This window comes from Streptomyces sp. NPDC005962, assembly GCF_040629205.1.
Taxonomy (GTDB): Bacteria; Actinomycetota; Actinomycetes; order Streptomycetales; family Streptomycetaceae; genus Streptomyces.
This window is the reverse complement of sequence record NZ_JBEXVE010000007.1, coordinates 236,867-257,523: the sequence shown is the minus strand read 5'-3', so window position 1 is coordinate 257,523 and position 20,657 is coordinate 236,867. Positions and strand designations below refer to the sequence as shown.

General features: G+C 71.8%; 23 protein-coding genes. 12 read left to right on the top strand and 11 right to left on the bottom strand.

The features are described from left to right. The first annotated feature begins 170 nt into the window (after positions 1-170). Together ABZ370_RS14895 and ABZ370_RS14890 are read left to right on the top strand one after the other, a co-directional pair. On the top strand, positions 171-974 hold the full coding sequence (locus ABZ370_RS14895; protein WP_358620242.1) for a carbon-nitrogen hydrolase family protein: 804 nt from the start codon (positions 171-173) through the stop codon (positions 972-974). Further along, positions 968-2,416, top strand: a complete 1,449-nt coding sequence (locus ABZ370_RS14890; protein ID WP_358620240.1) for an APC family permease — start codon at positions 968-970, stop codon at positions 2,414-2,416. The genes ABZ370_RS14895 and ABZ370_RS14890 overlap by 7 nt, the downstream gene beginning before the upstream one ends. Here the strand turns inward: ABZ370_RS14890 and ABZ370_RS14885 are convergent. From ABZ370_RS14885 to ABZ370_RS14875, 3 genes are all read right to left on the bottom strand, one after another. Next, entirely contained in the window at positions 2,370-3,119 is a 750-nt protein-coding gene (locus tag ABZ370_RS14885; protein ID WP_358620238.1) for a TauD/TfdA family dioxygenase, read from the bottom strand. The genes ABZ370_RS14890 and ABZ370_RS14885 overlap by 47 nt on opposite strands. A gap of 145 nt (positions 3,120-3,264) precedes the next feature. Beyond that, on the bottom strand, positions 3,265-3,387 hold the full coding sequence (locus ABZ370_RS14880) for a putative leader peptide (protein ID WP_358620236.1): 123 nt from the start codon (positions 3,385-3,387) through the stop codon (positions 3,265-3,267). Between the two features lie 158 nt (positions 3,388-3,545). Next, positions 3,546-4,427 (bottom strand): LysR family transcriptional regulator, encoded by an 882-nt coding sequence (locus ABZ370_RS14875; RefSeq protein ID WP_358620234.1) that lies wholly within the window; start codon positions 4,425-4,427, stop codon positions 3,546-3,548. Between the two features lie 96 nt (positions 4,428-4,523). Here ABZ370_RS14875 and ABZ370_RS14870 point away from each other — a divergent pair, with 96 nt between their 5' ends. From ABZ370_RS14870 to ssuE, 9 genes are all read left to right on the top strand, one after another. After that, positions 4,524-4,685 (top strand): hypothetical protein, encoded by a 162-nt coding sequence (locus ABZ370_RS14870; protein WP_358620233.1) that lies wholly within the window; start codon positions 4,524-4,526, stop codon positions 4,683-4,685. A 194-nt stretch (positions 4,686-4,879) separates the two neighbouring features. Then, complete coding sequence (locus tag ABZ370_RS14865) at positions 4,880-5,629, top strand: lysophospholipase (protein ID WP_358620232.1); 750 nt, start codon at positions 4,880-4,882, stop codon at positions 5,627-5,629. Continuing rightward, positions 5,626-6,477: a sulfurtransferase gene (locus tag ABZ370_RS14860; protein ID WP_358620230.1), complete on the top strand. Its 852-nt coding sequence runs from the start codon at positions 5,626-5,628 to the stop codon at positions 6,475-6,477. Before ABZ370_RS14865 ends, ABZ370_RS14860 begins: the two co-directional genes overlap by 4 nt. Before the next feature lie 51 nt (positions 6,478-6,528). Then, positions 6,529-7,452 (top strand): ABC transporter permease, encoded by a 924-nt coding sequence (locus tag ABZ370_RS14855; protein ID WP_358620228.1) that lies wholly within the window; start codon positions 6,529-6,531, stop codon positions 7,450-7,452. Beyond that, on the top strand, positions 7,449-8,195 hold the full coding sequence (locus ABZ370_RS14850) for an ABC transporter ATP-binding protein (RefSeq protein WP_358620227.1): 747 nt from the start codon (positions 7,449-7,451) through the stop codon (positions 8,193-8,195). The genes ABZ370_RS14855 and ABZ370_RS14850 overlap by 4 nt, the downstream gene beginning before the upstream one ends. After that, complete coding sequence (locus ABZ370_RS14845) at positions 8,192-9,220, top strand: ABC transporter substrate-binding protein (RefSeq protein WP_358620225.1); 1,029 nt, start codon at positions 8,192-8,194, stop codon at positions 9,218-9,220. Before ABZ370_RS14850 ends, ABZ370_RS14845 begins: the two co-directional genes overlap by 4 nt. An 8-nt stretch (positions 9,221-9,228) precedes the next feature. After that, positions 9,229-10,329, top strand: a complete 1,101-nt coding sequence (locus ABZ370_RS14840; protein WP_358620223.1) for an LLM class flavin-dependent oxidoreductase — start codon at positions 9,229-9,231, stop codon at positions 10,327-10,329. 140 nt (positions 10,330-10,469) lie between these two features. Further along, positions 10,470-11,909 carry an FAD-linked oxidase C-terminal domain-containing protein gene (locus tag ABZ370_RS14835; protein WP_358620222.1) on the top strand — a complete coding sequence of 480 codons (1,440 nt, stop codon included), beginning with the start codon at positions 10,470-10,472 and terminating at the stop codon, positions 11,907-11,909. A 94-nt stretch (positions 11,910-12,003) separates the two neighbouring features. Continuing rightward, positions 12,004-12,573, top strand: a complete 570-nt coding sequence (gene ssuE / locus ABZ370_RS14830; RefSeq protein WP_358620220.1) for an NADPH-dependent FMN reductase — start codon at positions 12,004-12,006, stop codon at positions 12,571-12,573. Positions 12,574-12,606: 33 nt separating this feature from the next. Here ssuE and ABZ370_RS14825 read toward each other — a convergent pair whose 3' ends face one another. The 7 genes from ABZ370_RS14825 to ABZ370_RS14795 form a co-directional block, all read right to left on the bottom strand. Next, complete coding sequence (locus ABZ370_RS14825; protein WP_358620218.1) at positions 12,607-13,734, bottom strand: MsnO8 family LLM class oxidoreductase; 1,128 nt, start codon at positions 13,732-13,734, stop codon at positions 12,607-12,609. Positions 13,735-13,746: 12 nt separating this feature from the next. Beyond that, complete coding sequence (locus ABZ370_RS14820) at positions 13,747-14,880, bottom strand: LLM class flavin-dependent oxidoreductase (protein WP_358620216.1); 1,134 nt, start codon at positions 14,878-14,880, stop codon at positions 13,747-13,749. Beyond that, entirely contained in the window at positions 14,877-16,253 is a 1,377-nt protein-coding gene (locus tag ABZ370_RS14815) for an NtaA/DmoA family FMN-dependent monooxygenase (protein WP_358620215.1), read from the bottom strand. Before ABZ370_RS14815 ends, ABZ370_RS14820 begins: the two co-directional genes overlap by 4 nt. Before the next feature lie 22 nt (positions 16,254-16,275). Beyond that, entirely contained in the window at positions 16,276-17,490 is a 1,215-nt protein-coding gene (locus ABZ370_RS14810; RefSeq protein ID WP_358620214.1) for an LLM class flavin-dependent oxidoreductase, read from the bottom strand. Between the two features lie 72 nt (positions 17,491-17,562). Continuing rightward, a complete protein-coding gene (locus ABZ370_RS14805) occupies positions 17,563-17,670 on the bottom strand; it encodes a putative leader peptide (protein ID WP_358620212.1) in 108 nt (35 codons plus the stop codon). Between the two features lie 171 nt (positions 17,671-17,841). Further along, complete coding sequence (locus ABZ370_RS14800) at positions 17,842-18,591, bottom strand: AAA family ATPase (RefSeq protein WP_358620210.1); 750 nt, start codon at positions 18,589-18,591, stop codon at positions 17,842-17,844. Between the two features lie 58 nt (positions 18,592-18,649). Continuing rightward, on the bottom strand, positions 18,650-19,222 hold the full coding sequence (locus ABZ370_RS14795; protein ID WP_358620209.1) for a TerD family protein: 573 nt from the start codon (positions 19,220-19,222) through the stop codon (positions 18,650-18,652). Between the two features lie 268 nt (positions 19,223-19,490). On the opposite strand from ABZ370_RS14795, the gene ABZ370_RS14790 reads away from it, so the two are divergent. Next, a complete protein-coding gene (locus ABZ370_RS14790) occupies positions 19,491-19,721 on the top strand; it encodes a twin-arginine translocase TatA/TatE family subunit (RefSeq protein WP_358620207.1) in 231 nt (76 codons plus the stop codon). Positions 19,722-19,733: 12 nt separating this feature from the next. On the opposite strand, the gene ABZ370_RS14785 is transcribed toward ABZ370_RS14790, so the two are convergent. Then, positions 19,734-20,627: a LysR family transcriptional regulator gene (locus tag ABZ370_RS14785; RefSeq protein ID WP_358620206.1), complete on the bottom strand. Its 894-nt coding sequence runs from the start codon at positions 20,625-20,627 to the stop codon at positions 19,734-19,736. Positions 20,628-20,657 lie beyond the last annotated feature (30 nt).

Here is a 20,657-nt window from a genome sequence, read left to right as displayed (position 1 = left end):
CCGGGTGCGGCTGGGGCATGGCCGGGCGCCCGCGGCCGACCACCTGACTCACAGATCCGCGCCCTGCTCTTTACATGCTCAAAGTGAGCATGTTTCCATGACCCGGATTCCACCCTGTGCTGTCCGTTCCGAGGGGTTCGGAGGGGGCGGTACCGATCGTGAGGGCGCCGATGAGGATCTCTGGACTTCAGACCGCGGGAACACCGGGCGATGTGGCGGCCAACGTGCGAGAGCTGGACGTCGCGTGCGCCCGGGCCGCCGCCTCGGGAAGCGAACTGCTCATCACACCCGAGCTGTTTCTCACCGGTTACGACATCGGCGACCGGCTGGGGGACCTGGCGCGCACCGACCTGCTGACGCCCGTTCAGGACCTGGCCCGCCGCCACCGCCTCGCCCTCGTCGTCGGCCTCCCGGAGCACCAGAACGGGGCCTGCTACAACAGTGCCGTTTTCGTGGGCCCGGACGGCACACTCCTGGGGCGGCACCGCAAGACCCACCTCTTCGGCGACCTGGACCGCCGCCACTTCTCCCCCGGCGACCGTCCGACCTCGATCGTCGACTTCGGCGGCCTCCGGATCGCCCTGCTCATCTGCTACGACGTGGAGTTCCCGGAGAACGTACGCGCGGCCGCCCTGGCCGGTGCCGACCTCATCGCCGTACCCACCGCCCAGATGGAACCGTACGCCTTCGTCGCCGACCATCTGCTGAGGGTGCGGGCCTGGGAGAACCAGGTCTACGTCGCCTACGTCAACCACGACGGCGCCGAGGGCCTCCTGACGTACGTCGGCCGCAGCTCCATCACCGCTCCCTCGGGCGAGGTCCTGGACTCCGTCAGGCGTGGCAACCAGCTCATTTCGGCCACCGTCGACCCGGCCGTCGTCGCCCGGGCCCGCAAGGACAACCCGTATCTCCTCGACCGCCGCCCGGACTTGTACGCCCCGGCTCTCTTCGCCCCCGAGGACCGCACATGCTGACCGACTCCACGCCCCAGGACACCACCGCCGAGCAGTCGCCGCGAAACCTCGAAGGCCACCTCGGAACCGGATCGATCGTGTTCATGGTGATCGCGGCGGCCGCTCCCCTGACCGTCGTGGGCGGCAACGTCCCGCTCGCCATCGCCAGCGGTCCCGGTGCCGGAGCACCCGTCGGCTTCGCGCTCGCCTCCCTGATCCTGCTCGTCTTCGCGGTCGGCTTCGTCACCATGACCCCCCACGTCCCGCAGGCGGGCGCCTTCTACGCCTACGCCACCCGCGGCCTCGGTTCCCGCATGGGGGTGGGGACGGCTGCCGTGGCCCTGGTCGCGTACACCGCCGTCCAGGTGGGTGTCTACGGTTACTTCGGCTGGGCGGTGAACGACGCGCTCAAAAGCTTCGGCCTCGGCTTCTCCCTGCCATGGTGGGCCTGGGCGCTCGGCGCGGCCGGTGCCGTCGCCATCCTCGGCTACCGGCACATCGACCTCAGCTCCAAGGTCCTCGGCGTGGCCCTCGTCCTGGAGATCGCCGTGGTGGTCGTCCTGGATGCCGTGATCTTCGCCCGCGGCGGCGCCCACGGCATCACCACGGAGTCCTTCACGCCGCACGCCGCCCTGTCAGGCCCCCTGGGCATCGCCGTCCTCTTCGCTCTCACCGGGTTCATCGGCTTCGAGGCCACCGCCGTATTCCGCGACGAGGCCCGTACGCCCGACAAGACACTCCCCCGGGCCACCTATCTCTCCGTACTGATCATCGGCGGCTTCTACACCCTCTCCTGCTGGGCGCTGGTCCTGGCCGAGGGCACCGACCAGGTCGGCGCGGTGGCACAGCGGACCCTCGACGGAGAGGGCAACATGCTCATGGACACCGCCCAAACCTACGTCGGCACCACCCTGCGCGACGTCATGCAGGTGCTGCTGCTCAGCAGCCTCTTCGCCTGCGTCCTGTCCTTCCACAACGTCATCGCCCGCTACACCTTCACTCTCGCGCACCAGCACCTTTTGCCCGCCCGCCTGGGCACGGTCCACCCACGCCACCAGTCGCCGTCCACGTCGTCGCTCGGGCAGAGCGTCACCGCGGTGATCCTGGTCGGCGGCTGTGCCCTGCTGCGACTGGACCCGCTGGTCGGGGTGTTCGGCTCCATGGCCGGTGTCTCCACCGTCGGCATGGTCATCCTCATGCTGACCACCTCGATCGCGGTCCTGGTCTTCTTCGCCCGCAACCCCGCCCTGGCCCCGGCCAAGCCCTGGCAGACACGAGTGGCGCCGGCCCTGGCCGTGCTCGGCCTGCTGGCCGGAATGTGGCTGGTGCTGGCCAACTTCACCCTCGTCACCGGCGGCGGACCGGTCACGAGCACCGTCCTCGCGGCCGTACCCTTCGTGGCACTCGTCGCGGGAGTCATCTACGGCCCGCGCGCTGCGGCGTCCCACGCGCCCGGGGCCTGACCAGAGAAGCCGCGCCCTGCCCCCTTCGCCGGACGTCTCGGCGATCGGTAACCTCACCGGGGCGTGGGGCCGGGCCAGATGGCCGACGCGTCATCGCTGGTGGACGAGCGACCAGCGGATTGTCGTTGACCCGGCGGGCGTAGCCGCTGTCGCCCGCAGGCGGTTCGTCGGCGCCGTAGCGGTGTTCGGCGCGCAGCCCGTCGACGAAGGCGCGGACCGGGGCCGACAGCCCTTCGTACGCCGCGACGGTGTTGGTCCAGGTGGTGTCGCCGCCGTACTCGGGGACGGTCTCGGCGCGCAGGATCGATGCGGCGGGTGGGTTGACTGCAGGGGTGACATCGGTGTGCCAGCCGCCGAAGTAGCTGTACTTGCGCCTGGTCCGCTGCTGTCGGAAGCCGTCCTTGTACCGCTGCTCGTAGCGTTTCGGATCGATGGTGAAGATCTCCGGGAAGCTCTCGGGAGGGGTGTCGTCGTGCGGGTGGGCGTAGGTCAGCTCACCGAAGTGGCGGGCGAAGGCGATCTGGGTGGCGTGGTCGATGTTCTGACCGCGGAAGAAGACCACCTTCCAGCGCAGCAGGGCCGCCCGAATCTGCCGCGCCTCCTCGGGCGACAGGGGCCGGGAGAGGTCGACGCCGGAGATGTCGGCGCCGATATGGCCCGCGGCGGGGCGGACGGTGAGGGTGTTTTCAGCGGGGACGGGCATGCTTGATCTCCCGTGTGTCATGGCCGTGCGTACGGCCGTGGGGTGGCGAGGCCACGCCGTGGGGGAAGCGCGCGGAAAGCGTTCGCGGAAGGTTTCAGGAAGAGGCGCGGCGTCGGCCGCGAGAGGTGTGCGGGCGGCGGAGCCGTCAGGCGTGACAGAGGGCGCTGGAGACGCGCCGCAGATCGACGTGGAGACGCACGGCCAGGCGGGAGTGGCGGAACGGAACCGGGGCCGCGTCGTATGCGTACACCGGCTGCCGGTACCGCATCTCGACTCCCCTCGGTTCTCCGCGGATGACTCCGCCGACTCGTCGAGTGTTCCTCCGGTCGATGTTCGGCGTACCGGGCTCAGTTCGTCAACAGCGTGGTGTTGCGCTCGCGTTGCAACCTTGTGGCGTCGTCGGCCGACCGGCTTCCCGGTGTCGGCTCAGACGGCGGTGTCCGCCTCACGGGAGGTGAGCAGGGCGTGTACCGCCTCGATGGTGGCCCGGGTCAGGGAGGGGTCGCAGCCGCTGCGGGCGCGGGCGCTGAGGCCGATCGGGGGGACCGCGGGAAGGTCGTGGCGCGGGGTGAGGCCGTCGGGGTACGGGCTGCCCGGGATGGCGAGCAGGGCGGCGCCGAGTCCGGCGCGGGCCGCGTCCAGGACACCGGCGAGGTATCCGGCCTCGGCGACCACGGTGGCGGGGGTGTGGTGGGAGGCGAGCGCGGTCAGGGCGCGGCGGCGGATCACACACGGGTCGCTGATGGCGACCAGGGGCAAGGGGGCGGGAGCGGGCGGTGGTGTCCAGCCGGGGGCGGCGTACCAGCGCAGGGGGAGTTCGCCCACCGGGGTGCCCGGGGCGTGTGCCGCCTCGGTGACGTAGACGGCGAGGTCGAGTTCGCCGCGTGCGACGGCGTCCGACAGCCGTGCCGAGCGGTCGATGCGCACCCGGACCTCGGCGCCGGGCCGGGCACTGCGTACGGCCGCGGTGAGTACGGGAAGGATCTGGTCGGCGCCGTGCTCGGTGGCGCCGATGGCGACGGGTGCCGCGTCGGGCCGGTCCTCCCCCATGAGCCGTCGGAGGGCGGCGTCGTGGGTGCCGACGATCTGCTGGGCTTCTTCGAGGAGCCGGGCGCCGTGGGCGGTGAACCGGGTCTTCCTGCCGTCGCGTTCGACGATTGGACGTCCGAGGGACTTCTCCAGCCGCCGAATGTGCTGGCTGACGGTGGATTGGCTGAGGGCGAGCGCACCGGCGGCGCGGTGGAAGCCTTCGTAGTCGGCGACGGCGATGAGGCTGCGCAACGCCACGATGTCCAGTACCGGCCGCATGTGCGCAGGCTAGCACCGATCGATTGGGAATCCTGATCGATTTTGATGGCAAATCATCGTTGGACGGCCGACTCGGGGCTCATGCATCCTGAGGTCATGCCACGTACCGCGCTCGTGGCGGCCCGTCGGCCGCACACGCACCGCACCGGCTCCGGGCCTTCGGCCGCCGGACCGGCGGTGTGCCGCGCCCGGTGCGCCTGGCTGACCCGGCGGCGTGTGGTCGACTTCGGCCGCACCGGCGCCATGCGCTGTCGCTGACCGACGGTTTTCCCCGGGCTCTCGCCACCCGGCCTTCGCCCGTTCGCCGTCGCCTTCCGGTGTCCGTCGCCCGTCGCCGGCGGCTTCCCGCGCCTTCGCCGCACCCTTTTCCGTCCGCACCTCGCGCACCCGCACGGCTGCTCCGTCTCGCTCGTGCGGGCGGGCGGGCGTCGCTGTCGATGAATCGAGTTCTCATGTCCTCTGCTCAGCCTGTCCACTCCTGGGACGAACCAGCGGGAATCGCCCCGCGTGGCACGCTCGTGCTCCTCCCCGGGCGGGGTGAACACGGCGGTGTGTACGAGCGGTTCGGCCGCCGGATCTCCGCCGACGGGTATCGCGTCCGTGCCCTGGGGGATGCCTCGTCCGACCCGGAGGCCGTCACCGAAGCGGCCACCAAGCTGCTGCGCGACGAGACGCACCCGGGCCCGCGCGTACTGGTCGGCTCCGACACCGGGGCGTCCCAGGCGGCGCGGATCGCCGCCCTCGGCACCCCCGGGCTGGACGCGCTGATCCTCGCCGGACTGCCGACCGGGCCGCACCCCGCCGAGGCGGCCGCCTCGGGCTGGGAGGACGAGCTGGAGCGACGCACCGCCTGCCCCACGCACCGGGGCAGGCTGACCGCGGACGCGGCGTTCCGGCGGGGCGCCCTGTCGGGCCCGTCGGCGCCGGAGTCGCAGGCGCTGGAGTCGCCGGTGCTGGACGGGATCTCTGTTCCGGTGCTCGGGCTGCACGGTGCCGAGGACACCGTCAGCCCTCTCGGTGAGGTCCGGCGCGTGTTCCGCGGCCTGCCCGGCGCGGAGCTGGTGAGCCTGGCCGGAACGCGGCACGACGTCCTCAACGACGTCACCCATCGCACCGCCGCCGCCACCGTGGTCCTCTTCCTGGAGCGGCTGCGGATCGATTCCGGCCCGGCGCCCATCGCCGTCACGGAGGACCTCGTATGACCGCCCCCGTCCTCACCACTCCGGCCGAGCTGTACTCGCGGCTGTTCCACGGTGATCCGGTGCCCGTCGTCCTGGACGTACGGTGGCGGCTCGGCGATCCGCACGGCCATGAGCACTACCTCGCCGGACACATCCCCGGCGCGGTCCACGCCGACCTGGACACCGAACTCGCCGCTCCGCCCGCCCCCGAGAGCGGCCGCCATCCGCTGCCGGACCCCGCCGCGCTGCAGCGGGCCGCGCGCCGCTGGGGGCTTGACCAGGGTCGGCCGGTGGTGGTGTACGACGACAACGGCAACACCGCCGCCGCCCGCGCCTGGTGGCTGCTGCGGTGGGCCGGGGTCGGGCGGGTCTCGCTGCTGGACGGGGCGCTGGCAGCGTGGCGCGCCGCCGGACTGCCCATCGAAACGGGTGAGCCCGCCCCGCCCGCCGAGGGAAACGTCGTGCTCGCCACGGGGCAACTGCCGGTGCTGGACGCCGACGCGGCGGCCGAGGTGGCGCGTACCGGCGTCCTGCTGGACGCGCGGGCCGCCGAGCGGTACCGGGGCGAGACCGAGCCGGTCGATCCGCGCGCCGGGCACATTCCCGGCGCCCTGTCCGCCCCGACGGGCGACAATCTGGCGCCGGACGGCACGTTCCACAGCGTGGAGGAGCTCACGCGCCGTTTCGCCGCGCTGGGCGTCGACGGCACGACACAGGTCGGCGTCTACTGCGGCTCCGGGGTCACGGCCGCCCACACGGCCGTGGCCCTGGCCCGCGTCGGTGTCACGGCCGCGCTCTACCCCGGCTCCTGGTCCGCCTGGTCCGCCGATACCACGCGCCCCGCCGCGGTAGGTGCTGCGCCGGGCTGATCCGCCGACCGCACACCTCCTGTGAACACTTCCCGACCGAGAGGCCGCATCATGCCCTCCCCGCCCTCCTCCGTGTCCGGGGCCTCACCGCCCCCGCACACCGCAGCCCCTCCACCCCCCGGTGCGGCGAAGGACCCGACGCCGCCCGCCGAACCCGCCGTGGCGCGGAAATCCTCCGGCGCCACCACACGCACCCGGCCCCGCCTCCGGGTCCCGCGCGGGGTCCGGCGGGCCTCCGGGCCCGTCGGACTGCTGCTGCTCTGGTTCCTGGCCGCCGGGACGGGCCTGCTCCCCGAATCCGTGCTGGCCTCCCCCGTCGAAGTCGTCCAGCGCGGGGCGGACCTCATCGGTACCGGTGAGCTGCCGCAGGCCATCGCCGCCTCCGGCCGGCGCGCGGCCCTCGGCTTCCTCATCGGCGCGGCCGTGGCGCTCGCCCTGTCGCTCGCCGCCGGGCTGTTCCGGCTGGGCGAGGACGTCATCGACGCCTCCATGGGCATGTTCCGGGCGATTCCCTGGGTGGGCCTGATCCCGCTGTTCATCGTCTGGTTCGGCATCGACGAGACACCGAAGATCGCGCTGGTGGCGCTCGGTGTCACCTACCCGCTGTACTTCAACATCTACGGCGGCATCCGCTCCGCCGACGCGCAGCTGATCGAGGCCGGGCGGATGGTGGGCCTGGGCCGCATCGGGCTGATCCGGTACGTCATCCTGCCGTCCGCGCTGCCCGGCGCGCTGGTGGGGCTGCGGTACGCGTTGTCCACCGCGTGGCTGGCCCTGGTCTTCGCCGAGCAGGTCAACGCGGACGCCGGTATCGGCTATCTGATGAGCAACGCCCAGCAGTACTTCCAGACCGACGTCATCGTCCTGTGCCTGGCCGTGTACGCGGTGCTGGGGCTGCTCTGCGACTTCGCGGTGCGGCTGCTGTCCCGGCGGCTGCTGGACTGGCGGGCCTCGTTCGACGGAGAGGGAGCGTGACCGCCGTGAACGGCACGAACAGCGTGGAGGTCCGCGGACTGACCCGCGCCTTCGGCGACAAAACGGTGCTCGACGGGCTCGGCATCACCATCCGCGAGGGCGAGTTCGTGGCCCTGCTCGGCCAGAGCGGCTGCGGCAAGTCGACACTGCTGCGGATTCTCGCCGGGCTGGACAGCGAGACCGAGGGCGAGGTGGACGTACCGGAGCGGCGCTCGGTGGCCTTCCAGTCGCCACGGCTGATGCCCTGGCTGCGGGTGTGGCACAACGTCGTGCTCGGCCTGCCGGGCGGGGATCGCGCGCTCGCCGAACGCTATCTCGCCGAGGTCGGCATCGAGGAGTACGCGGGCGCCTGGCCCCGCACGCTCTCCGGCGGCCAGGCCCAGCGCGTCTCCCTGGCCCGCGCACTGGTGCACGAGCCCGAACTGCTGCTGCTGGACGAGCCGTTCGGCGCGCTCGACGCGCTCACCCGCATCAAGGCGCAGCGGCTGGTGGCCGATCTGTGGCAGCGGCACGGCTGCTCGATCCTGCTGGTCACGCACGACGTCGAGGAGGCGCTGCTGCTGGCCGACCGGGTGCTGGTGATGGACGACGGGCGCATCGCCTACGAGGCGGAGGTGGGCCTCGATCGCCCGCGCGACCTCGGCTCCCCCGACTTCGTCGCGCTGCGTGGCGAACTCCTGCGGCGGCTGGGCGTCGACGACGCCTCGGCGCTCTCACACCACCGGGAAGAAGTGACCGCATGAAGCACATGAAGTACACGAACCGTTCGCACACCGGGAACCGCAGGGCCACGGCTCTGGCGCGCGGGCTCAGCGCCGCGCTGTCGCTCACCGCCGTCCTCGCCACCAGCGCGTGCGCGGGCGACAGCCAGGCGGCGTCCGAGACCGATCCGTCGAAGGTGACACTGACCCTCGGTGACCAGGCCAAGAACCTCAAGACGCTCTTCGACGCCTCCGGCGCTCTCAAGGGAACGCCGTACAAGGTGAAGTGGGCCGAGTTCGAGGGCGCCGCGCCGCTGTTCCAGGCCGTGCAGGCCGGGGCCGCCGACACCTCGTACGCCGCCGATCTGCCTACTCTCCAGGCCCTCTCCGGCGGGGTGGGTGTCAAGGCCGTCGGGGCGCTGCACAACGACGGCACCCACACCGGGATCGTGGTGCGGAAGAACTCGGCCGTGAAGAGCGTCAAGGACCTCAAGGGAAAGAAGGTCGTGGTCTCCTCGGCCAAGGGGTCCATCGCCGAATACCTACTGGCGCACGCGCTGGAGCAGGCGGGGCTGAGCTACTCGGACGTCCATGTGCAGTATCTGCTGCCCACCGATGCCCAGGCCGCCTTCACCTCCGGCAAGATCGAGGCCTGGGCCACGTTCGGCGTGTACAAGACGGTGGCCGAGCAGCACGGGGGCCGTCTCGTGGTCAACGGGGCGAACGGGCGGGTGAGCGGCTACGGCTTCATCGGGGCCTCCGAGAAGGCCCTTGAGGTCCCGGCGAAGAAGAAGGCCATCTCCGACTATCTGCGCCGCCTCGACAAGGCCCTGACCTGGTCCCGCCAACACCCCGCGGAGTACGCCAAGGCCATCCAGCGCACCAACGGAGCCTCGCCCACGGTCGCCAAGGCCCTGGTCGACCAGTCCAACAGCGAACTGCTGCCGGTGAGTCAGCCGGTGATCCGGTCCGTGCAGAAGGTCGGCGACACCATGAACCGCATCGGTGTGCTCACCCCCAAGCCGGTCCTCGCCGACCACGTCGACACCAGCCTCGTCAAGGAGTGACCGCAGCCATGCCCGTCGAGTTCATCAGCGCCGTCCACCCCAACCCGGCCACCGAGGGCGACCCCACCGCCGGTTCCGGAATCGATGTGGACTACGCCCGCCGCTACGCCCGCGCCCTGGACGACTCCGGCTTCGACTACACCCTGGTCACCTACCACTCGGCCGCCCCGGACGCGCTGCAGCTGGCCCAGTTCGTCGCCCATCACACCGAGCGCATCAAACCGGTGCTCGCCCACCGCCCCGGGGTGGTCTTCCCCACCCACGCGGCGCGCGCACTGGCCACGCTGGACCAGATCAGCGCCGGGCGGCTGGTGGTGCACATCATCTCCGGCGGCAACGACGAGGAGCAGCACCGCGAGGGCGATTACCTGGGCAAGAGCGAACGGTACGCCCGCTCGGACGAGTACATCCAGATCCTGCGCAGGGTGTGGGAGGCCGACGGCCCGATCTCCCATGAGGGCCCGTACTACCGCTTCGAGGGCTTCCGCTCCGATGTCGCCCCGTACCACGGCACCATCCCCATCTCGGTGGGCGGCTCGTCGCAGGACGCGTACCGGGTGGGCGGGCAGCAGGGCGACATCTTCGGGCTGTGGGGCGAACCGCTCAAGGAGACCGCCGAGCAGATCGCCTCGGTGAACGCGTACGCGGACGCCGCGGGGCGGCCCCGGCCGCGCATCTGGGTGTCCTTCCGGCCGATCATCGCCCCCACCGACGAGCTGGCCTGGGAGAAGGCCCACCGCACGCTGGGCGCGGTCAAGGCCAACCACGCCGAGCGGGCCAAGCGCCGCCACTACCCGGCGGTCGGCCAGGGCGCCCCGTCCAACGTCGGATCGCAGCGGCTGCTGGCCGCCGCCGAACGCGGCGAGGTACACGACCGCTGCCTGTGGACCGCGCCCGCCGCGGCCACCAACGCCGCCGGTGCGTCCACGGCGCTGGTCGGCTCCCCGGAGACGGTCGCCAAGGCGCTGCTCGACTACGTGGACATCGGCTGCGAGCTGCTGTCCATCCGCGGCTACGACCCGCTCAACGACGCCATCGACTACGGGCGCCACGTCCTGCCGCTGGTCCGCCAGGAGCTGGCCCACCGCGCCGCCACCTCGGCGGCCTGACGTCCGACCGACCGGACTGGCCGCCGGCGTGGCCACCACGGACGAACCCACGCCAGGTGCCGGCACCACGCCCCGCAGGAAGACACGGCGCTGCTCGCCATCGGTGCGGCGGCGCTCGGCACACAAAGTGAGAGGCCGACATGACCACCCCGCTCTCCGATCCGGAACGGGCCGACCGCACCGGCTCCGCACACGCGCATGCCACCGGTACGGATGCCGCCGCCGCGCTGCTGACGGCCCTGCGCCGCGATCTGCCCGCCGGGACGCTCGGCACCGGTCCCGGGGCCACCGGCCCGTATGCCGCCGACCGCTCCGGCAGCCGGCCGGACGGCGTCCCGCTCGCGGTCGTCCACGCCACGCACACCGAGCACGTCCAGACGGCACTGCGGCACGCCCACGACCTGCGGGTACCGGTCGTGCCGCGCGGGGCGGGAACGGGGCTGTCCGGAGGGGCGAGCGCGGGTGCGGGCAGTGTCGTGCTCGATCTGTCGCGGATGAACCGCGTTCTGGAGCTGAGCCCCGAGGAGCAGATCGCCGTCGTCGAGCCGGGTGTCATCACCGCCGAACTGGACCGCTCGGCGGGCGAGTTCGGGCTGCGCTACGCACCCGACCCGGCGAGCGCGGCCATCTCGACCATCGGCGGGAACATCGCGACCAACGCGGGCGGGCTCCGCTGCGCCAAGTACGGGGTCACCAGGGACGCGCTCCTGGGCCTGGACGCGGTGCTCGCGGACGGCACGCTCGTGAGGACCGGACGGCGCACGGTCAAGGGCGTCACCGGCTATGACCTGACCGGCCTGCTCACCGGCTCCGAGGGCACGCTCGGGGTGATCACCGCCGCCACCCTGCGGCTGCGCCCGGTACCGGAGGAGACCGTCACGGTCGCCGCGTACTTCGCCACGTTCGCCCAGGGTGCCGAGGCCGTCTCCGCGCTCACCGCCGCCCGTGTCGAGCCCGCCATGGCCGAGTTGCTCGACGGCCCGGTGCTGGGCGCGGTGGACGACGCCCAGGGCACGGCGCTGCGGTCACGCGGGGGCGCTCTGCTGCTCCTGCAGTGCGACGGGCGGGGCGCGGCCGCCGAGGCCGACGCGGCCGTACGGTGCCTGCGCGGACGGGCGACGTCGGTCGAGGTCACCGGGGACCCGGCCGAGGCGGACCGGCTGCTCGCCGCGCGGCGGCTCGCCCTGCCCTCGCTGGAACGGCTGGGCCGGGTCCTGATCGAGGACATCGCCGTACCCCGGAGCCGACTGGCCACCGCCGTACGCGAGATCGACGCCGCGGCCGACCGCCACGGGGTGCGGATCTTCACCTTCGCCCATGCCGCCGACGGCAACCTCCACCCCATCCTCGTCCTCGACCCGGCCCTCCCCGGCATCCCGGACGCCGCCTGGCAGGCCGCGGGCGACATCTTCGGCGCCGCCCTCCGCCTCGGCGGCACACTCACCGGCGAACACGGCGTGGGCACCCTCAAACGACGATGGCTCGCCGACGAGCTGGGGCCGGACCAGCACCGACTGCAGCGCCGCGTCAAAGCGGCCTTCGATCCGCACGGCATCCTCAACCCGGGCAAGGCGCTCTGACGTTCCCCGGGCCCGGGGCCCACCGGCGTGACCGCACGCATCTCGCGGCCACCGCTTCCCGTACCCCGTACCGACGATTTCGAGGTGACCCTCCATGTCCACCGTCCTGTCCGTCTCCGGAAGCCCCTCCGCCACCTCCCGCACCGCCCGTCTCCTGCGCAAGCTGGACTCCCGGCTCGTCGCACAGGGGCACCAGGTGATCCCGCTGGACGTCCGCACGCTTCCGGCCGAGGCCCTGCTGCACGCGGACTTCGGACATCCGGAGATCGTCCGCGCCACACAGCTCGTCGCCCGGGCCGACGCCGTCGTCATCGGCACCCCGGTCTACAAGGCCGCGTACTCGGGTCTGCTGAAGTCGCTGCTCGACCTGCTGCCGCAGTACGCGCTGGAGGGCAAGACCGTGCTGCCGCTGGCAACCGGCGGCAGCACCGCACATGTGCTGGCCATCGACTACGGGCTGCGTCCGGTGCTCGCCTCCATGGGGGCGGCGCACATCACGCCGGGCTGGTTCGTGCTGGACAAGCACATCGAAGCGCGGGAAGACGGGGGTGTCGAGGTGGCCCCCGCCGCACGGGAAGGGCTCGAACGGGTCGTCGACCAGTTCTCGGCAGCGCTGAGCAGCCCTCGTTCCCCCAACGGCGACGCCGACGCCTTCGCCGCGTGACCGTGGCACCGGCGCCGGGTCGTCGTACTCGGCTCAGCGGCGTTGCCACTCCTCGGCGAGCAGTTCGTAGGAGCGCACCCGGTCGGCGTGGCGGTGGGTGATGGTGGTGATGAGCAGTTCGTCCGCGCCGGTGGCCTCCTGGAGTGTTTCGAGCTGGTCGGCGACGCGCGCGGGTGAGCCGACGAACTGGGTGTCCACGCGGTCGGCGACCAGTTCCCGGTCCGCGTCGGACCAGACGTGGGCGCGGGCCTGTTCGGGGGTGGGGAAGGGGATGGCGCCCTCGGCGGTGCGGATGCTGCGGACCCACAACCCGTAGCCGGTCGCACGTTCGCGTGCGGTCGCGTCGTCCTCGGCCACCACGACATCGGCGGAGACGCTGACATACGGCTCGTCGAGTGTTTTGGACGGCTGGAACGCGGCGCGGTACGCCTCGACGGCCTCCAGGACGGTGGCCGGGCTGACGTGGTAGTTGGCGGCGAAGCGCAGGCCGCCCCGGCCCGCGACCTGGGCGCTCTGCCCGCCGCTGCTGCCGAGAATCCACACCTGAAGGTCGGCGTCTTCGCCGGGGATCGCGTGTGCTTCGGCGCCGTCGGCGGACCGGTAGTCGCCGCGCAGCAGGGCGAGGATGTCGTCGATCTGTTCGCCGTAGTCCTGGGCCTCGGCGCCCGGCTGCTGGAGAAGTCGCCGCTGGAGGGCGATCCGTGGCGACCCGAGCAGTCGCTGGAAGGACACCTTGGGCGGGATGCGCAGGCCGCCGGGGGTACGTCCGTCGACGACGGGTGTCGTGGTGGGCGCCGCGTCACCGCTCCGGTCGGCGGGGCGGCCACCGGAGCGGCCGAGGCCCAGGTCGAGCCGTCCGGGGTGCAGCGCGTCGATCAGACCGAACTCCTCGACGGTGGACAGGGCGGTGCGGTGGCCGAGCTGTACGGCTCCGGAGCCGAGGCGGATCGTGGAGGTGGCGGAAGCGGTCAGGGCCAGGACGACGGCGGGCGAGGTCCCGGCGACGCCCGGGTTGAGGTGATGTTCGGCGAACCAGTGGCGCGCGTAGCCGAACCGTTCGGCCTGCTGGGCGAGGTCGATGCTGTTGCGCAGTGCGTCGGTGGCGGTGGAGCCCGAGGAGAGGGGGACGAGGTCGAGGACGGCGAGGGGGATGCCGGACATGGTCGGGTCTCCTCAGCGGTTGGCGGGCCCGGGCGCGGGCGCGGGCGCGGGAACGGGCCCGGAGGCGGGTTCGGGCTCGGGCTCGGACGCGGCGAGCACCGGCGCCCAGTCGAACGGCGGGTCCGGGATGTCACGCCGTAGCACGGGCGCGATGTCGGACTGGAAGAGTTCGAGGGAGGCGCGGTGCCGGGCATCGGTGAGCCCGCCCGTGTCCGCGTGCAGGTGCAGCACGGTGTGTCCGAACTCCTCGTGGTAGCGGTGCACCTTCTCGATCACCTGCTGGGGGCTGCCGATCAGTGCGGAGCTGCGCTCGACAAAGTCCTCCAGGGTCGGGAACACCGGCTCCGTGCCCATGCGCTTCTGCAGCGCGAGGTGGCCCTCGAACACCGGCCGGTAGGCGGCGATGGCCTCCTGCGAGGTGCGGGCGGCGTAGTATCCGGCGGTCCCCGCGCCGACCACGGCCCGGGCGGGGTCATGGCCGTAGGCTGCCCAGCGCTCCCGGTAGTGGCGGATCAGTTCGGCGTACGGCTCGATGGGGTGGGTGACGTTGGCCGAGAACAGCGGGTCGCCATAGCGGGCGGCGAGGTCGACCGACTCCCGGCTGGTGGCGCTGCCGTGCCAGACCCGGATGGGTTGCTGGAGGGGCCTCGGCCACACCTCGGCCTCGGTCAGCGCGGGGCGGAAGCGCGGCGTGGCGGTCACCCTGTCCTGCCGCCAGATGCGGCGGAACAGCTCGTATCCTTCGGCGTTGCGGTCCCACTGGTCCTCGGGGGTGACGTGGAACAGCTCGCGCTGGGCGGCGCCGTTGCCCTTGCCGATGATCAGTTCGAGGCGGCCCGCGGACAGGTGGTCCAGAGTGGCGTAGTCCTCGTAGGCCCGCACCGGGTCGAGCAGGCTGAGGGTGGTCACCGCGGTGAACAGCCGGATTCGGGAGGTGAGCGCGGCGAGGTGGCTGAGCACCACCGGTGGCGAGGAGGAGATGAACGGCCGCTCGTGGCGTTCACCGACGCCGAAGCCGTCGAAGCCGAGCTCCTCCGCCAGCAGCGCGTTGTCGATCACCTCGCGGAAGCGCTCATGGGTCGGTTTCCGCACGCCCGTCACCGGGTCCGGGGCGTGCACGATGAGGGTGATGGCCAGGAACTTCACGAGGCTGTCCGGTCCCGGTGCGCCTCGGTCCCGGGGTGGGCCAGGCCGAGGTGGTCGCGCAGGGTCGTGCCCTCGTATTCGGTGCGGAACACACCGCGCTCCTGCAGCAGCGGGACGACGGTGTCGGCGAACGTGTCGAGGCCGCCGGGGGTGATGTGCGGGACGAGGATGAAGCCGTCGGCGGCATCCGCCTGGACGAGGGAGTTGATGGTCTCGGCGACCGTGGCCGGGGAGCCGATGAAGGTCTGGCGGTTGCCGGTCTCGATGACGAGGTCACGGATCGACCACTTGTTGGCCTCCGCCAGCTCCCGCCACTCCCGGGCGACGGCCAGCGGATCGCGGTACATCCGTACCTGGGCGCGGCCGCGGGCGATGGTGTGCTCGCCGGGGTCCGGGTCGATGTCGGGGAGCGGGCCGTCCGGGTCGTACGCGGACAGGTCACGGTTCCAGACGAACTCCAGATGCTTGATCGCGGTGGCGCCGCTGACCTGCTTGCGCCGCACCTCGTGGGCCAGCTCCCGCGCCTCGGCGTCGGTGTCGCCGAGGACGAAGGTGGCGGCGGGCAGGATCAGCAGCTGGTCGGGAGTACGGCCGTGGCGGGCGAGGCGGCTTTTGACGTCCGTGTAGAACGCCTGCCCTTCCTTGAGGGTGCCGTGCCGACCGAAGATCGCGTCGGCGCCGGCGGCGGCGAACTCCCGGCCTTCGTCGGAGTCACCGGCCTGGAAGATCACCGGACGGCCCTGTGGGCTGCGCGGGACGTTGAACTGCCCGGCGATGTCGAAATGCTGTCCCTGGTGGGCGAAGGCTCCGGAGCGCGCGTCGGCGAGGAAGGTACCGGCCGCCTGGTCGGCGACGATCTCGTCGCCGCTCCAGGAGTCGAACAGCTCGGTGGCGGTGGCCAGGAACTCCTTGGCCCGGGAATACCGCTCCTCCTGCGGGAGGAAGCCGCCACGGCGGAAGTTCTCTCCGGTGAAGGCGTCCCACGAGGTGACGACGTTCCACGCGGCGCGCCCTCCCGAGAGGTGGTCCAGGCTGGCGAACTGACGGGCCACCTCATAGGGCTCGTTGAAGGTGGAGTTGATGGTGCCGGTCAGGCCGAGGCGGTCGGTGACGGCGGCGAGCGCGGAGAGGACGGTGAAGGTGTCCGGCCGTCCCACCACGTCCAAGTCGTATATTTTTCCGCCCTGTTCGCGCAGCCGCAGTCCTTCGGCGAGGAAGAGGAAGTCGAACTTGGCGCGTTCGGCGGTTCGCGCGAAGTGGGCGAACGAGCTGAACTCGATGTGGCTGCCCGCCTCCGGGTCGCTCCACACGGTGGTGTTGTTGACGCCGGGGAAGTGGGCAGCGAGATGGATCTGCTTGAGCGGCTTGCTCATGGTCGGTGGTCCCTCCGACTGCTCAGACGGTGGCGTAGCGGTTGGCGGGGCGCGCGAGCCCCAGCAGTCCGCGCAGGGTGTCGGCCTCGTACGTCGTACGGAAGGCACCGCGGCGCTGGAGTTCGGGCACCAGCCCGCGGGTGATCGCCTCAAGGTCGTGGCCGATGACGCCGGGGCGCAGCCGGAAGCCGGAGAGACCGGCCCGCTGCCACTCCAGGAGCAGGTCGGCGAGGTGCCCGGGGGTGCCCGTGAACACCTTCGCGTCGCTGGTGTACGGGTACCCGGCCAGGCCGTCCAGCCGCTCTCGCCGGCTCGCCGCCGCGCCGGGTTCGTCGTCCAGGAACACCACCAGGTCGCCGAAGACGTGGAGGGGCTCGTCCGCGCGCCCCGCGGCGGCCTGTGCGGCGCGGATCTCGGCCACGATGGTCTCGGCCTGCCGGGTGCCGTGCGGGGTGACGTATCCGATGTCGGTGGAGCCGCCCACCAGGCGGTACGGCACGCCCTGGTGTGCCAGCGCGGTGATGACGGGCTGCCCCTGGGGCGGCCTGGGGGTGATCGAGGGGCCCTTGACGCTGAAGTGCCTGCCCTCGAAGTCGATGTAGTGGAGCTTGTCGCGGTCGATGAAGCGGCCGGTGGCGACGTCCCGGATCTCCGCGTCGTCCTCCCAGCTGTCCCATAGACGGCGTACCACTTCGACGTAGTCGGCGGCTTCCGCGAAGAGGTCGGCGGTCAGCTCCCGGGCGGCCGGAGTGTCCAGATTCCCGGCGTCGAGGCGTGGAATCGCGCGGCGTCCGAAGTGCTCCGCCTCGTGGCGGCGCCTCGACACCCGGATGCGCAGTCCGGCGCGACCGGTGCTGACGTAGTCCAGGGTGGCGATCGCCTTGGAGACGTGGAACGGCTCGGTGTGCGTGGCGACGACGGTCGGCACCAGGCCGATGTGCCGGGTCAGCGGTGCGACGCGGGCGGCGATGAGCACCGCGTCCAGCCTGCCGCGGACCTGGTCGGTGCGGTCGTCGGGCTCCGTGCGGTGCGAGGACTGGAGGGCGAGCCCGTCTTCGAAGGTCACGAAGTCGAGCAGGCCGCGTTCGGCCTCGGTGACGAGATCGGTCCAGTACCCGGCGGTGAGCAGGTCCCGGGGCCGGGCCTGCGGTTCGCGCCATGCGGCCGGGTGCCAACCGGTGCCGTCGAGCGCGACGGCGAGATGGAGTGGCGAGGGGTGTGCGGGAGATGCGGACACGACGAGGAGTGCCTTCCTGATCGACCGTAAGGGACCGTCGGCCCCGCTCTCAGGGCCGACGGAAGAAACGGATCAGGAACAACACAGGGCGGCGGCCACTCGCTGCAGATCGATGTGAGGCCGGGAGTACAGATGGACACGGCGGCAGGGCGCGATGACCAGGACACGCCGAGAGCTCACCGGCCGCACTCCCCTCACCTCCGCCCCTTCCGCCCGTCGGGACCCGGGTCCCGATCGTGGCTCTCGCAAACGCTACGCAAGGCCGCGACGCCGCGCAATCATCCGACCACGCACATCCGGCTTGTGGAGGGGTAACAGCGCAGCCAGGCCTGCTATTCCAACGGAGGAATGTCAGCCTGCGAGCGGCCCTGAGCGTGTTTCCGGCGCCCCGCTCGCCCTCCGCGGCGGCGTGTTCCGGCCGAACGTCAGCGCCGCCACGTGTGGGCGCGAGGTCTGGTCGAGCAGCACCACCGAGGCCGTCTCCGCCAGTACTTCGGGGGCCGGGATCACGGTGCCGCCCGGGCGGGCCACGCCCGGCCCGGGCAGTGCGGACAGCAGACGGTCCAGCCCCCGCCGATGCCGGGCGAAGACACGTGGCGGGGCCCATCGGCCCCGCGCCTCCTGCCCCTTGACCGCCTCGTCCGCTCCCACGTCCAGGAGCACCAAGTGCAGCTCGCGCCGCTGCCGTCCGGCAGTCCGGGCCAGCCATCGGCGCAGCCAGGGACGGCTGCCGCAGTCGTGCACCAGCAGCGGGGACATGCGACGCGCCTGCCGGCGCAGCCGGTGAAAGTGCCTGAGCCGAGCCCAGGGCCGGTATGCCGCGTAGGGCAGCCAGTCGGGCATGACCGCCTCACAGGCGAGGTGGACCGCCCTCGGGTCGATGGCGGGCACGGTCTTCGACCAGCGTTCCATCACCGTGCTCTTCCCGCTTCCGGGCAGCCCGGAGACGACCACCACGGCATCGGCCGGGTAGGCCAGGACGGCGGGAGGGGCGGCGTCGCCCCGCAGATCGACCACACCTCGCGGCTCCAGGCGTCGGCCTTGCCGACGGCGCGGGAGTGCCGAGGTGTCCGCCACGCCCACCGTGTCGATCGTGCTCACTACCCCTCCCTACTTACGTCGCCCCTCTGGTGGGCGTCACACCGAGCGCCGAAGAGGCTCACACATTGACGCCGTATTCCTTGGCGATCCCGGCCAGACCCGACGCGTAGCCCTGTCCGATCGCGCGGAACTTCCATTCTCCGTCTCGCCGGTACAGCTGCCCGAACACCATCGCGGTCTCGTCGCGGCCGTCCTCGGTCAGCTCGAAGCGGCACATCTCCACACCGGCCGTCTGGTGCACCACACGGATGTAGGCGTCGCGCACACGGCCGAAGGTGTGGGCCGCCCCGTCCTGATCGTGCATCGACGCCACGAACACGATCGACTCCGCCTGTGGCGGCAGCAAGGTGAAGTCGACGGCGATCTGCTCGTCATCTCCCTCGCCCTCACCCGTCCTGTTGTCGCCCGTGTGCCGAACGGCGTTGTCGGGCGTGGTCTGGTTGTTGAAGAAGACGAAGTACTCATCGGAGAGGACCCGGCCGTCAGCCCCCAGCACCAGTGCGCTGGCGTCGAGGTCCACGTCGCCAGGACCGGTGTTCACCTTCCAGCCGAGGCCCGCGATGATGGCGGCGAGATGGGGCTGGGAGCGGGTGAGGGAAACGTTGCCGCCCTTGGTCAGGCTCACAGTCACGGGGCACAGCTCCTGGGTTTGAAGTGATCGATACACGTGGGCGGATACGCGCCAAGGGGCGTGGAAACACCGTCCGCCCTTGCCAGGCGCCCGACCCGGAAAAAATCTACATCACTGTAGAATCCGCGGCCGAAAGCAATCGATCATTTGCAGCCACCGCCCGCACCCACCCGGCGACGCCCTCCCTGACACTTCTACAATGCTGTAGATTGACGCCTTGTTGCGGCCCACCCTGCGGCTCGCCACTGACCGGAGGAGACCACCACCGATGTTCGGCATCAGCGAGCTCGCGCTCCTCCTCATCGTCGCCATCGTTCTGATCGGCGCCAAGAAGCTCCCCGAACTCACCCGCTCCGCGGGCAAGGCGGCCCGCATCCTCAAGAGCGAGTCCAAGGCCATGAAGGCCGACGACACCCCGGCCGACGCCCCCGGTACCCCGCGCGTCGTCCAGGGCGAGGTCACGCGCAAGGCCCCCGGAGCGGACAGCGGCCAGGGCTGAGGACAGGACGGCTCACGTCTTGGAGGTCGTGGCCCGCAGTTCCCTCACCAGGGCGCGTACGACAGCGGATGCGGCCAGTTCGCGGGTGGTGACGTAGCCGACCTGGCGGGTCGGGCGTTCGGGGCCGAGGTCCGTGATCCGGACCGAGTCCGGCGCTCCAGCCAGGGAGAGCGCCGGCATGATGGCCATTCCGTGTCCTCCGCCGACCAGGGAGAGCACCGCTCCGTCGTCTTCGGCCTCCACGGTCGCCGTCGGAATCCAGTCCTGGGCGGCCCACCAGTCGCGGGTGTACGAACCGCAGTTCTCGGCCCAGTCGACCAGCGGCAGCGAGCGCGGGTCGGTGTGGCCCGCCGCGTGCACCAGGGCATACGGCTCTTCGAGGAGGCCACTGGCGACCAGACCTGGTGGCAGCGGATCGGAGCCGCCCAGGGTGGCGATGGCGATGTCGGCTTTCCCGTCGGCCACTTCGCCCGCCGTGCCGCGGCCCACCTCACGCACGATCCTCACCCGGGGCTCGATCCCGGGGTGCCGGGCACGCAACCGGTGCAGCACGGGCGGCAGCAGGTGGAGGGCCGCGCTGCGGAAGGCCGCGATCCGCAACGGCCCCTGGGCGGCATCGGGCCGGGCCGCGCCGCGCGCCTCGTCGGTCAGGACATCCAGCAGGCGCAGGATGCGACGGGCGTGCGCGACGGTCTTCTCTCCGGCAGGGGTCGGGCGGGCGCCGGTGCGGGCGCGTTCGAAGAGGACGACACCGATCTTGCGCTCACTGCCGCGAACCGAATGGGAGACGGCGGACTGGGTCAGACCGAGGGTGTCGGCCGCGGCCGAGAAGCCACCGGTGTCCGCGACCGCCACCAGGACGCGTAATTCGTGTGGGGCGAGGTCGGAGTCGGTCGTGCGGGGCATGGGGCGCTCACCTCGATGTATGAGAACTGC

Coding starts and splice junctions, on each gene's coding strand:
- ABZ370_RS14895 (WP_358620242.1), top strand. CDS start 171: ATGAGGATCTCTGGACTTCAGACCGCGGGAACACCGGGCGATGTGGCG.
- ABZ370_RS14890 (WP_358620240.1), top strand. CDS start 968: ATGCTGACCGACTCCACGCCCCAGGACACCACCGCCGAGCAGTCGCCG.
- ABZ370_RS14885 (WP_358620238.1), bottom strand. CDS start 3,119: ATGCCCGTCCCCGCTGAAAACACCCTCACCGTCCGCCCCGCCGCGGGC.
- ABZ370_RS14880 (WP_358620236.1), bottom strand. CDS start 3,387: ATGCGGTACCGGCAGCCGGTGTACGCATACGACGCGGCCCCGGTTCCG.
- ABZ370_RS14875 (WP_358620234.1), bottom strand. CDS start 4,427: ATGCGGCCGGTACTGGACATCGTGGCGTTGCGCAGCCTCATCGCCGTC.
- ABZ370_RS14870 (WP_358620233.1), top strand. CDS start 4,524: ATGCCACGTACCGCGCTCGTGGCGGCCCGTCGGCCGCACACGCACCGC.
- ABZ370_RS14865 (WP_358620232.1), top strand. CDS start 4,880: ATGTCCTCTGCTCAGCCTGTCCACTCCTGGGACGAACCAGCGGGAATC.
- ABZ370_RS14860 (WP_358620230.1), top strand. CDS start 5,626: ATGACCGCCCCCGTCCTCACCACTCCGGCCGAGCTGTACTCGCGGCTG.
- ABZ370_RS14855 (WP_358620228.1), top strand. CDS start 6,529: ATGCCCTCCCCGCCCTCCTCCGTGTCCGGGGCCTCACCGCCCCCGCAC.
- ABZ370_RS14845 (WP_358620225.1), top strand. CDS start 8,192: ATGAAGCACATGAAGTACACGAACCGTTCGCACACCGGGAACCGCAGG.
- ABZ370_RS14840 (WP_358620223.1), top strand. CDS start 9,229: ATGCCCGTCGAGTTCATCAGCGCCGTCCACCCCAACCCGGCCACCGAG.
- ABZ370_RS14835 (WP_358620222.1), top strand. CDS start 10,470: ATGACCACCCCGCTCTCCGATCCGGAACGGGCCGACCGCACCGGCTCC.
- ssuE (WP_358620220.1), top strand. CDS start 12,004: ATGTCCACCGTCCTGTCCGTCTCCGGAAGCCCCTCCGCCACCTCCCGC.
- ABZ370_RS14825 (WP_358620218.1), bottom strand. CDS start 13,734: ATGTCCGGCATCCCCCTCGCCGTCCTCGACCTCGTCCCCCTCTCCTCG.
- ABZ370_RS14815 (WP_358620215.1), bottom strand. CDS start 16,253: ATGAGCAAGCCGCTCAAGCAGATCCATCTCGCTGCCCACTTCCCCGGC.
- ABZ370_RS14790 (WP_358620207.1), top strand. CDS start 19,491: ATGTTCGGCATCAGCGAGCTCGCGCTCCTCCTCATCGTCGCCATCGTT.
- ABZ370_RS14785 (WP_358620206.1), bottom strand. CDS start 20,627: ATGCCCCGCACGACCGACTCCGACCTCGCCCCACACGAATTACGCGTC.